The organism is Streptosporangium lutulentum (assembly GCF_030811455.1).
Taxonomy (GTDB): Bacteria; Actinomycetota; Actinomycetes; order Streptosporangiales; family Streptosporangiaceae; genus Streptosporangium; species Streptosporangium lutulentum.
Map to the genome: position 1 here is coordinate 2,768,277 of NZ_JAUSQU010000001.1, position 10,458 is coordinate 2,778,734.

Annotated in this window: 13 protein-coding genes; 2 read left to right on the forward strand and 11 right to left on the reverse strand. The window is 66.9% G+C overall.

Annotated elements, in window-relative coordinates; all coding sequences use genetic code 11:
* Window positions 1-3: 3 nt before the first annotated feature.
* The 10 genes from J2853_RS12060 to J2853_RS12105 all read right to left on the reverse strand — a co-directional run bounded on the left by J2853_RS12060 (window position 4) and on the right by J2853_RS12105 (window position 9,195).
* Complete coding sequence (locus J2853_RS12060) at window positions 4-2,559, reverse strand: phage minor capsid protein (protein WP_307557351.1); 2,556 nt, start codon at window positions 2,557-2,559, stop codon at window positions 4-6.
* A complete protein-coding gene (locus tag J2853_RS12065) occupies window positions 2,559-4,124 on the reverse strand; it encodes a phage portal protein (RefSeq protein ID WP_307557353.1) in 1,566 nt (521 codons plus the stop codon). Before J2853_RS12065 ends, J2853_RS12060 begins: the two co-directional genes overlap by 1 nt.
* Window positions 4,124-4,276: a hypothetical protein gene (locus tag J2853_RS12070; RefSeq protein WP_307557355.1), complete on the reverse strand. Its 153-nt coding sequence runs from the start codon at window positions 4,274-4,276 to the stop codon at window positions 4,124-4,126. The genes J2853_RS12065 and J2853_RS12070 overlap by 1 nt, the downstream gene beginning before the upstream one ends.
* 11 nt (window positions 4,277-4,287) lie before the next feature.
* Window positions 4,288-4,578 (reverse strand): hypothetical protein, encoded by a 291-nt coding sequence (locus tag J2853_RS12075; protein WP_307557357.1) that lies wholly within the window; start codon window positions 4,576-4,578, stop codon window positions 4,288-4,290.
* A gap of 12 nt (window positions 4,579-4,590) precedes the next feature.
* A complete protein-coding gene (locus tag J2853_RS12080; RefSeq protein ID WP_307557359.1) occupies window positions 4,591-5,280 on the reverse strand; it encodes a hypothetical protein in 690 nt (229 codons plus the stop codon).
* A gap of 14 nt (window positions 5,281-5,294) precedes the next feature.
* On the reverse strand, window positions 5,295-6,359 hold the full coding sequence (locus J2853_RS12085; RefSeq protein WP_307557361.1) for a hypothetical protein: 1,065 nt from the start codon (window positions 6,357-6,359) through the stop codon (window positions 5,295-5,297).
* Window positions 6,360-6,385: 26 nt separating this feature from the next.
* The gene (locus J2853_RS12090) at window positions 6,386-6,856 is read right to left on the reverse strand and encodes a hypothetical protein (RefSeq protein WP_307557363.1); all 471 of its coding nucleotides are present in this window, start codon (window positions 6,854-6,856) and stop codon (window positions 6,386-6,388) included.
* A gap of 4 nt (window positions 6,857-6,860) precedes the next feature.
* The gene (locus tag J2853_RS12095) at window positions 6,861-7,331 is read right to left on the reverse strand and encodes a hypothetical protein (RefSeq protein ID WP_307557365.1); all 471 of its coding nucleotides are present in this window, start codon (window positions 7,329-7,331) and stop codon (window positions 6,861-6,863) included.
* A gap of 167 nt (window positions 7,332-7,498) precedes the next feature.
* The gene (locus J2853_RS12100) at window positions 7,499-8,785 is read right to left on the reverse strand and encodes a PBSX family phage terminase large subunit (protein WP_307557367.1); all 1,287 of its coding nucleotides are present in this window, start codon (window positions 8,783-8,785) and stop codon (window positions 7,499-7,501) included.
* Window positions 8,782-9,195, reverse strand: coding sequence for a hypothetical protein (locus tag J2853_RS12105; RefSeq protein ID WP_307557369.1), 414 nt, complete (start codon window positions 9,193-9,195; stop codon window positions 8,782-8,784). The genes J2853_RS12100 and J2853_RS12105 overlap by 4 nt, the downstream gene beginning before the upstream one ends.
* A gap of 117 nt (window positions 9,196-9,312) precedes the next feature.
* Here J2853_RS12105 and J2853_RS12110 point away from each other — a divergent pair, with 117 nt between their 5' ends.
* Entirely contained in the window at window positions 9,313-9,543 is a 231-nt protein-coding gene (locus J2853_RS12110; RefSeq protein ID WP_307557371.1) for a hypothetical protein, read from the forward strand.
* Window positions 9,540-9,809: a hypothetical protein gene (locus tag J2853_RS12115; protein ID WP_307557373.1), complete on the forward strand. Its 270-nt coding sequence runs from the start codon at window positions 9,540-9,542 to the stop codon at window positions 9,807-9,809. Before J2853_RS12110 ends, J2853_RS12115 begins: the two co-directional genes overlap by 4 nt.
* A gap of 44 nt (window positions 9,810-9,853) precedes the next feature.
* Here the strand turns inward: J2853_RS12115 and J2853_RS12120 are convergent, their stop codons facing one another.
* Window positions 9,854-10,450: a hypothetical protein gene (locus J2853_RS12120; RefSeq protein ID WP_307557375.1), complete on the reverse strand. Its 597-nt coding sequence runs from the start codon at window positions 10,448-10,450 to the stop codon at window positions 9,854-9,856.
* Between the last annotated feature and the right edge of the window lie 8 nt (window positions 10,451-10,458).

Below are 10,458 nucleotides of genomic sequence, written 5' to 3' on the forward strand. Positions count from 1 at the left end.
CGTTTAGTAGCCGGTGTGGGCGTCACCGAATGCGTCAGGCTGCCAATCGTCAAGCGGCGCGTCATCGAACCAATCATCGGGGACGACTTCCGCTTCAATGAACCATTTCGAGCCCACTTTATACACTGAATGAACAATGTAAGTTGTGTCGCGACGCAAGAGCAATTCGCGTTCGCCTGGATTCGCCGAAAGCCCGTCCACGTTGATCGCTTCGTGGCCGCCAGGCACACGCAGCATCAGCCTGATCGGCTGGTAGGTGAACGCGGCCCGCTGGCCCACGCTCGTGGACATGTACGCCTTGTCCCGCATGACCCGGCCGATCAGCCCGTACATCTCGTCCGGAGAGTTGATGTCCACGCCGTTGGCCTGGGTGTAGCCAGAGTCAACACCTCGATGCACGATGACCGACTCGGGAACCTTCTGCCGAGTCATCGCCTTGTCGAGATCGTCGATCCGCTTCATGGTCGCGGAGCTGCCGCCTCCCCGCCGCAGAGCGTTGTTCATCGACGTGAAGGAGTTACCGGTGTAATCCCAGATCGCCCGACGTTCCTCGCGAACCCACTGGTCACTTGGGATCGCGGGCATTTTGTCCTGAAGCCACCGCATGCCCTCGGAGTTCGTCCGGTGGCGAGCAGCGTCCCGCATCGAAGACGTACGGCGGTCGGAGGCGGGGAGGCGCTGCAGGAGGTCGGCCCGGCGTGCGATCAGCTTGTCCGCGATGCTCTCCGGAAGCCCGGAGTCAGCCACGATGCTGCGGATCGCGTCTGGGGTGACCTGCTCGACCCGTTTGAGGGCGGCCAACTCTTCGGCCGGGGTCATGTCAGAGAAGAGTCGGCTGGCCTGGGGCGCCGTGCCCTTATCGCGCATGGTTGTCCACTCGGGCACCGTGTCGCCGAACGCGTCACCCTTGGGATCACCCTGCGCCCGGAACAGCATCGAGCCGCCGGTGTCGATCCGGGCGACGTCGCCGCTGTCGGTCAGCAGCATGTTGTCGAACGTCAGACCAGCGGTGTCCCAGTTCGCCAGCCACGCATCGACGGCGAACCCTTCCCGAGCTGGGCCCCGTAGCTTCTCGGGAGTCGTCTGAACGCCGTCGATGATGCGGCTCGCAGTCTGCACGCCGTCCGGAAGGCCCGGCGCTCCGCGACCACGGTGGATCTCCGGAACGCGAATGCCTGCTGCGGCGTAGAGGCGCGTGGACGCGATCTCGTTGGCGGCATGCTGTTCGGACTTCTGGGTTTTGACGTAGTAGCGGTTGCCGTTCTCGTCCTCGAACAGGCCGCCCGGGTTGCTGCCGCCCTGGCCGCCGACTTGGCGGAGTTTGCTGAAGTCGCCGGCCTCGACGCCCGTGAGCGCAGGTGTCGACGCAGGCGCAGGTGTCGGCGTCGGCGTCGGCGTCGGCGGAGCAGGCTTCGGCTTCGGCTTCGGAGGCACCAACGACGGATGAAGATCCGGCGAAGTCGTCTCATCAGGACGAACCCGCTCACGAGCCGACTGCCGCAGCAGTCCCGTCTTGTCCAGGTGCTCACGCATCTGCGCCTGATAAGCCTTGACGTGCTGGTTCGCGGCCTTCTTCTCCGAGCTGCCCTCCGGGGCCGCCGCCGCACGCCGCTTCCACCCACGGATCTGCCGCTCCAGGCGCCGCTGCTCCTGCGAGTCCTCGTACGTGCCCGTCGTCATCAGCTTCGGCGGCGGCTTCGTCAGACCAGGCAGATACACCGAGAAGGTGTGCTTGCAGTTCGGATGCTGGAGCCCAGCCTCGCGAGCATCAGCAACGGTCCCCGCGACCTTCACCGTGACCGGATTGCCCGTCAGGACATTCGTCTCCTTCCGGTCCCCCGCCGTGCCGGCCTGAGACAGGATCTTGCCCTCCCACGGCTTGCACACCGGGCACCGGTACGGAGCCCGCGAAACAATCACCAGGTCGCGGCCGTTCTCCCGAAGCGTCGACAGATGCCCCTCGTTCGCCGCCCGCGCCATCGCCGTCCGGGCCGCCATCTCCGCGTACGCCGAGATAGACCAGGTGCGGTTCTTCGAGTCAACGAACCCGCTGATGCCCTTCGCGGCGAACTTCTGCAGCGCCGCGGTCGTCGCCTGCAACCGCGTGACCGCGCCGGTCAACGCCAACGGCGTCGTCTCCGCAATCACCTGCCGGTAGATGTCGTTGACCATCCGCAAAGCGCCCGTAGTCAGAGGCGGCAGCAGGCCCAGCGACTCCTTCAGAAGCTGCACCAGGCCCTGCCCGGGGGTGAGAGCACCCTCCGAGCCCAACTGGTCCAGTTCCTCCGCCGCTCGCTGCAGGCCGTCTTCCCATGCCTGGGTGACGCCCTTCTTGAGGAGTTCAGACGCGAGCGTTTCCAGATCCTTGAGGACCTTCTCCGCTTGGGCGCTGAGCTCCTTGATCGCAGCGAGTCGGTCAGCGGCGTACTGCGGGCTGGTGCCTTTCGCTACGGCCTTACCGATGACCTCGAACAGGTGCTCCTCAGCGTCGGCGTACGTCGCGGAGATCGCCATGGCGAGCTCGATACGCTCCTCGACCGCCGCTATCGCCTCAGCCATCAGAGGTCGTCAGCCTCGTCGGGGATGATCTGGTCGGTGAACGTCGCCGGATCCGGCACGTTCAGGCCCAGCTCGTCACGCAGGCGCCGCTTCTCCGCGCCGACCTGCTCCTCGTCCCAATCCGGGTGAACCATCCGGATACGGGTGTCGATGGACGCGGACTGCGCGCGGTTCAACAGGTCCACGGTGCGGGCGACGCCCTCGGTCTCCAGGAACACGCCGTCCGGCCACTCGACCTGCGGACGTTCGCCGGACACCTTCGTCTTGTAGATGTAGTGATCCACCGACAGCAGGCACTCGCCCAGCCATGCCAGAGCGGGAGTGTTGTAGCCGATCTTCCGGCCGCGTGTGGTGAGGGACTGCCGCTCACGGGAGTGAATCTCCGTCGCGGTGGCTTCGACACCTTCGCCGGCCTCGCCGAACGACTGCACCGAGTAGCCAGCGCCACGGACGATCGCCGCGACGAGGGTCTTGGCGGTCTTCCAGTGCTCCTCGACGCGGATCTCGAACTGCGACAGAGTGATCATGTTGCCGCTGCCGTTCGCGGGCGGCAGCATGCCGATACCGGAGTAGATCTCCCGGTCCGGGTCCCAGTACGAGCCCCGGCCGCGGCCGGTGTTCTGCAGGTAGACCTCGGGCACGATGATCCGGCTTTTGCCGAGCCGCAGGTCACGCATCCAGCTCGTGTAGGTCTCGTCCAGGGCGTCCATCAGCGGCTCGACCCCGGCGTAGTCGCTGCGGCCCAGGTTGGTGCCGCGCAACGTCCGGTGCGGCCTCATGTTCGGCACGTAGTGAACAAGCAAGCCCTTTGGATAGCCGGAGTCGAACCCGCCGTCCGCGTCTACGATCGCGGCGAACCCCTCGGTTGCCGGGTGCTCCTCCAACGGCACAGGGTGGCCAAGACGGCTGTCGTCACCCTGGTAAAGGCCGTGGTAGACGCGGCCTTTCTCGTGCCTTTCCAGATGCCGCCAGACGACCTTCTGGTCCTCCCCCACGACCCGCCAGAACGTCACCGCGCGAAGCCGACCCGAGTGGAACTCAGGCACCGCGCTGTCGGCGGGCAGCGAGTCGTACACCGGGTAGTCGGCCATCTCGGTGTCCCAGCCGACCCGCCAATACGACCCGCCGTACGCGGAGCACAGCTCGCCGGCCTCCAGCAGCCCGGCGTACACCGAGCCTTCGTTCATGATCTGGTCGAGGCGCTTCTGGGTTTTCTTCCCGGCCGCGCGTAGCGTCGGCGGCTCGCTGAACAGCAGGTCCGCGGACTTGGAGGCGATATCCGCCGCCAACGGAACGTGAAGCTTCGTGCTGCGACTCTGCCCGGCCGGGATCGGACTGCCCCAGAACCAGCGGGCGACGCGACCAATAGCGCCACCCGCGAACTGCAGCGGCCTATCCCAGCCCTTGAGGTCCAGGCCCAGGCCCGGCGTCACCGCACCGTTGCCGTACACCTCAGCGAGCCGGTCAGGGTCACCGGAGTACCAGGCCCCATGCTGCCCGTACAGGCGCATCTCGGCCCGCATATGCGGCGGCGGCCACTCCTGGTCGTGTGTGGGGAGCGGCATCACACCACCTCTCGTTCGTTCAGCAGATGCGCCATTGAGAGCCAGGAACTGGCCAGGTTGTCCAGCCGCTCCATCAGCGGCAGGTTCGTCAATTCCAGTTCGGCCTGCTCCAGCAGGCGTGCGGCATGGTTCACCGCTTCGTCGACAGTCACGGGGGTCTCAATCAGGTGATGGGGACGAGGCCGGACGGGAGCACGGGCCGTTCAACGGCTCCGTTCACCCGGATCCACGCCATGTAGGTGCCGTCCGGCAGAGCGACCGCGCCGCCGGGGCCGATGAGAATGCGCGCCCGCGCACCCGTCCCGGTGCTGCTGGCCCACTCCGCGGTGAGCCAGTCGTCTTCGGCCGGCTCGCCGCCAGGGTTCGTGAAGGCGATCTCCACCTCCTCGGATCCGGATGCGCCGTCGACCTGGATGTACAAATACGGGCGGGAGAGCGAGGAGATCGGTTCCACTGCAGAGACCTCCTACGTAGTGGGAGAGCCCGCGGACCAGTCGGTGCGCGGGGAGGATGCCTGCCACGCCACCCACGGCGGGCTGGCCTTCAGCGGGGGTGTTCGGCGCAGGATCGGCCAAGCGGTGCCGGTCTCGGTGGCCTGCGCGAGCTGCCGGGCCTTGGCCCGGTGAACCGGCCTGGCCTGCCCGGTCTCAACGACCAGGCCCAGGCGGTGACTCATCGCGAAGGCGATCGGCTGGGTGTGCCCGGTCTCGACGACCAGGCCCAGGCGGCGGGCCTTCACGGGCATGATCGGCCGAACGTGCCCGGTCTCGACGACCAGGTTCACGCGGACGGTCGCGCTGATCGGCAGAGCCTGCCCGGTCTCGGCCACCAGGCCCAGAGGTGCGATCTTCGATCGGCCGAAGTCCCACACCGTCCCGGTCTCAACGACCTGCGCGACGCAGCGGGCCTTGACCGGCTGGACCGGGCGCGTCTCGCCAGCCTCGACGACCAGGCCCAGCAGGCGGGTCTTCGTCCGGCCGACCGGCTGAACGGTCCCGCTCTCGGTGACCTGACCGGCTACGCGAGCCTTACCGGGCGTTATCGCGCCCGGTGTGCCGGTTTCGGTGACCTGCCCCAACGGGAGGATGATGACGTCGCTGCGGACCCGGCCGGTGACGACCGATCTCGCCGGAAACCCGCGACCAAGACGCGGCATCCGCTACCTCCTTATCACCAGGTAGCGGCGCGCATGGCCGCGATGGAGGACGGTCTCGGGGCCCTGGGGGCGGCGCGCTGGTTGCCGTAGCAGGCGACCGCCATCGACGCGAAAAACGCGGTGGTGGAGGTGTAGCCCGAGGCGGTGAATATCCGTGATCCGGGTACCGGTATCGGACCGGAGGAGAAGGAGCAGTAGTTGTTCGTCCCGCTGGTGCTGTAGTCCAAGGCCATGGACGGTGACCAGGAGATTCCACCCACGCCGGTGCCAGACTTGGCGATGCCGAACACCCGCCCGGCCGCCGCTGGAAGCACCGTGCCGCTCACCGACAGGGAGGTCACGCTGAAGCCGCCGGTCTGGCCCACAGCCTGAGGCATCAGCTCCTGGCAGTCGTCGCGTTCATACACGGTGGCGAACAACCGTGGATCAGCTGTAGCCAGAGTGATCGTGATGGACGTATCCGCCGCTGTGGAGATCTTCGAGAAGAACGCCCGAGCGTCGTCGCCTCCGTCCTTCACCCAACCAGGCGAAACAGACGAAATGCTGACGTGGCTGTTGACCGCCACGATCAGCCGCGTCCCCGGGGTCGGGGCCGTCCACGAGATGGTGTGCGTCAACGAGGTGGCAGTGCCGGTGTAGCGGGCCGCGACCCGCTTGACCTCGGCGCTGCCGCCACTGTCGGGCACCGTAAACGTGATCTGGTCGACGAAGGCGGCGTCCAGGCCCCCGGGCTGCGAGGGGTCTTTGGTGTATTGGAAGGAGATCCCGGACGCGCCGGTCACGTCATAGGTAGCGGCCTGCGTCCACGCCACATCGCCCGAGACGGCCAGCATCTCCATTGAGCCGATGAAGAAGCGGAAGAAGTCGTATTTTTCTTCCGAGGAGACGCGGTACCGGAAGGTGACCTCCGTCGCCCCGGCGGGCAACGGGATCACCGCTTCCGAGACTCCGCTGTCTGCGATGGTCGCGCTGCGGAGCGAATAAAAGCCGGAGGACGCAAGCTGACTGGACCGTGTCCACCCGCCCGTAATCGGGAATGCGTACGTGGCGTCCTCAAAGTCCTCAATAAGCGTCGCCACGGCGACCCCCAATCAGCGAGAAGCCGTCAGATGCCCTCGCGCCAGCGCATGGTCGCGGTGGCGGCTACAGCGGCGGCGGCGGTGCAGACGATCGCGATCCGGCCTGCCGCGTTGACCACGATTTCGTCGCCGAGCGGAATCTGGTAGATCACGCCGGACTGCGGGTGAATCTCGATCGCGGCCAGGACTTCGGCCGAGGTCGGCTCTGCCGTCCACACCGCGGCGGCTGGCCCTTGCAGGAAGGTGCTGACCGAGGCCGGGGAGGCGGGGTCGATCGGGTTCGGGCCCCAGTTCGTGGCCAGGTTGGCGCCGCCGGTGCCTGCGGTGGTCTGTCGCTCGACGGTGACGAGCACCGGCTGCGCGATGCCGGAGACGCCCCGGAAGCTGATCGTTGCCTCGTACAGGCCGTTGCGCTGCGCCCCGGCGAGCATCTGCAGCAGGGTCTTCTTGGCGGTTCCAGTGGTCACACCGGCCGCGCCCGCGAAGTACTTGGCCATGTCGTCACACCGCCCGGAAGAAGCCGACGGAGTCGATCTGGGCGACCATGTTGGAGCCGTCCGGGATCATGGGGAAGTCGTGGCTGGTCAGCGGGATGATCTCGCTGTCGGCCGATTCGGTCGCTGGCCGGTAGCAGATGGCGATCTTCGCCCAGTTCGAGCCCGGCAGGACGTTGGTCCACGTCTGGTCGGGGATGTCGAGGTCGATGCGGTCGTTCGCGTCGTCAGGGCTGAGGACACCGAGGTCAGCCGCCGTCAGGACCTTACGGACGTACCCGCCGTTGGTCGCCTCGTTGGTGGCGCCCGCGAGGACGTCAGCCAGCGTGTCCTTGTCCTTGAGGACCGCATCGGACTCAACGTCCTCCTCGGCCAGGACGACCAGGAGCAGCGCGCTGTCGGCCGGGTCGCCGGTCTTGACCCGGTTGTACAGCTCGACGGCGCGGCCCTTGCTGATGTTGAACTGAAAATCAGCCATGACTCTCCTCACGGGGTGAGATGAATTAGGTGGTCTTGGCCTCCGCGCAGCCCCTCAACTGCGCGGAGGCCAAGAGCACCGAGGCTCGACGCGCTGCGGAAGGTCAGCGCGGAGCCGCCCGCACCCGGTGGAGTGCGGGGTCTGTAACGCCAGCGGTAGAGCTAGCGTCAGAAGTTCGAGACGGCCTCCATCAGCGGCATCCATGCCGCCTGCGTGGTGTGCAGGATGTACCGGCCGGCGTCGAGGCTGTGGTCATCGAGCTTGACCGGAGCGTCGTCGCCCTTCTCGGCTTTCCGGTCGTCCCAGGAGTAGGAGCCGATTTCACCGAGCCAGCCCGCGCAGGAGCGGTGCACCCGCAGTTGGTCAGCGGCGATCAAGTTGGACACGGTGCGGATGCCGTCGAGCACGGAGTTGTCGCCGAGCTGCGGCAGCATCCCGTCGTGATGCAATTGGGTCACGAAGCTCGCCGCGCTGGGGTCAACAATGATCCAGTCCGGCCGGACGCCCCGGGTGCCGGGGCCGTAGGTGTCGGGGACGTTGTCCAGCCACTCGCTGACCTTCTTGGAGTACTCGGCGTCGGTGAGCTGCCTGCGCTCCAGGCGGGAGTCCCACCGCCACTCCGACACCAGATAGACCCTGCGCTGCCCCTCCCTGTCCGGGGTGGACACTCCAGCGAGGATCGCTGAGAACGGGTTGACGGTGCCGTAGTCGATCCCGACGCCGAGCCACCGTTCCATGAGCGGAATCGAGTCCACGATGTGCCGCTCCGGGTCCCACATGTCGAAGATCGCGCCTTCGGCCATGCACCACTCGCCGAGGACGTATCGGCGGTACCACAGGCCCGTGTACTCGCTTTTCAGATTGCTGACGTACACCGGGTCGAGCGCGGGGTTGTCGTCGAGGATGAAGTGCCACCACTTCAGGTCCAGCTCATGCGACCTGAGGAGGAACCTCTTCCTCAGCCAGTGGTTCGGCGCGTCCGGGTTCGTCGTCGCGAAGATCTTGCTGCCGGTGACGGAGCAGCGGGCGAGGAGCTGGTCCCAGAACGATTCAGGGATCAGCGTCGCCTCGTCAACGTACGCGCCCGCGCAGGTCAGGCCACGCAGGCGGGACTCGGCGCGCACGTCGTTTGCGCTGATGATCTCCACCCGGCGGCCGAGGATGTTGGCCGTCGGCGCGCCGCGCGTAAAGAAGATCCTTTTAGCGATCGGTCCCGTCAGCGACGGGTCCATCAGCGGCTCGAAAACGTTTCTCGCGATGGTGTCCGCGGTCTTACCGACGATGACCAGGTGGCCGCCGCGCGGGGCCTGCGCTACGTACATCAGCCATCTGAGCAGGGACGCGATGGTCTTTCCGGATCGGACGCTGCCGGTCCAGATGTTGATGCGGGCCGTGGATTCAGCGATGCTGCGCTCCTGCGCAGGCGACAGCGTGACGAGCGCGAGTTTGCTCACTCGCCGTCCTCGCTGGCCTCGATGGCATCGACGATCTCCACCGTTGGCAACCCGGCCGGGGTGTGCCGGGCCTGCATCTGCGCGAACAGCGCCCCGAGCAGGCTGACGGCGTCGGAGCTCTCCGACCCGTTGCGGTTGATCAAGTCGAGGCCCAGCAGACTGCAACGGCGCGTGATCAGCTTCTCGGCCTGCTCGACGGCCTTGACGTCGCCCTGCAGAGCCTTGGACCAGATACCGGCCATGAGCCGGTCCAGCCGGTCGATCTCCATCTTCAGGAGTTCTTCGGATGCGATCTGTTCGGCCTTGGCCGCCTTCTGCATCGCGCGAGTGATGTCCTTGACGGCTGCGGCCGAGGAGGCATAACCGAGGGATTCCGCGATGACCGTGGGGCTGACGCCCGCGATGCGCATCTGGACGGCTTTGGCTCTACGCTCAGCGACGACGGTGGCCGAGGCCCGGCGGCGGCTGGAGACCATGAGGGGACCCCCGTTTCTAGATCGGCAGTTGGAGGGCGTATGCAGACAGAGATGACGCAAGCAGTTCCGCTTGCGGAAGTGGCCTACGAGATCGAGCACGAGCTGACCGACGTCGACGAGCTCGGCTGGATCGCCGTGGTGGCGCGCACCGGCCGATCCTGGTTCCGCTGCTCGTGCGGGTTCCGCGTCGAGGACGAGTTCGGCGGGCCGATGCCCACGAACGCCGTGATCGAGCAGGCCGACGACCACCTGATGACGGACCACCCGGAGGTGACGCGATGACCTACGACATCGAGCCGTACCTGATCGACGTCGACGGCCTGGAGAAGCACCGTCCGACCCCGTCCTGGCCCATCCGGATCGACTGGGACATCTACTACGGATGCGAGAAGCCCGACTGTGAGCGGGCCGTCCGTAAGGGCGTCCAGTACTGCTGCACCCCGTGCGCCGTGGCCGGGGAAGGCAAGTACGAGATCGAGGCCCACATGGCGAGCTGCGACGAGAAGTGGGCCTACCGGAGGCCGCATGTCGAGGCGAACACCTGGTGAGAGACCTCGCTGACTTCTACGACGTGGGCCCGAAGGTCATCCAGCTACTCGGCGGCCCGAACGACGGCGAGCGCGTCAATATCGGCTACTGCAGGTGGCCCGACACCTGGCGGATGCCGAGGAAACCCAGCCCGTCCATCAGGCTGTACTCGCCCGAAGACGAACCGAACCCTGTGGCCCCCACCGGCCACCCGGCCTACCGGCACACGGGCTCGACCAACGACCGGGGCGAGCGGATCTACCAGTACGTCGGTGACCTCTGAGCCGTACCAGAGGTGCAGGGCAAGCTGGCCGCGCTTCACGACCGGGCCGAGCCGCATGTCCGGGCCGACCAGGCGGGTGTGGTCGTCGTCGTCGAGCACGCCGGCGTCGACCAGCCCGTCCACGGCGGCCTTCGCGGATGGATACCAGTTGCCCGGGTCGCGGCGGCGCCGGTCGACGGGCCGCACCTCTCCGACGACGTACACCCGGTCGAAGTGGGGTACGCCGCGCGCCTTCGCCGCGGCGTGGCCAGCGCGGCGCAGCAGCTTCGTGAGCCGGGCCTTGACCATCGGGTGAAGCCGCTGATTGGAGTTCAGCAACTCCATCCCGATCGGCAGCTCCACTGTCCAGTCCGGGGGCGGGCGCTCGTCGAACCACACGGCTGTCT

Bases quoted from the DNA above. Each gene is read 5' to 3' on its own strand.
- J2853_RS12065 (WP_307557353.1), bottom strand. From the start codon at position 4,124: ATGCCGCTCCCCACACACGACCAGGAGTGGCCGCCGCCGCATATGCGG.
- J2853_RS12090 (WP_307557363.1), bottom strand. From the start codon at position 6,856: ATGGCCAAGTACTTCGCGGGCGCGGCCGGTGTGACCACTGGAACCGCC.
- J2853_RS12115 (WP_307557373.1), top strand. From the start codon at position 9,540: ATGACCTACGACATCGAGCCGTACCTGATCGACGTCGACGGCCTGGAG.
- J2853_RS12060 (WP_307557351.1), bottom strand. From the start codon at position 2,559: ATGGCTGAGGCGATAGCGGCGGTCGAGGAGCGTATCGAGCTCGCCATG.
- J2853_RS12080 (WP_307557359.1), bottom strand. From the start codon at position 5,280: ATGCCGCGTCTTGGTCGCGGGTTTCCGGCGAGATCGGTCGTCACCGGC.
- J2853_RS12110 (WP_307557371.1), top strand. From the start codon at position 9,313: ATGACGCAAGCAGTTCCGCTTGCGGAAGTGGCCTACGAGATCGAGCAC.
- J2853_RS12095 (WP_307557365.1), bottom strand. From the start codon at position 7,331: ATGGCTGATTTTCAGTTCAACATCAGCAAGGGCCGCGCCGTCGAGCTG.
- J2853_RS12105 (WP_307557369.1), bottom strand. From the start codon at position 9,195: ATGCGCATCGCGGGCGTCAGCCCCACGGTCATCGCGGAATCCCTCGGT.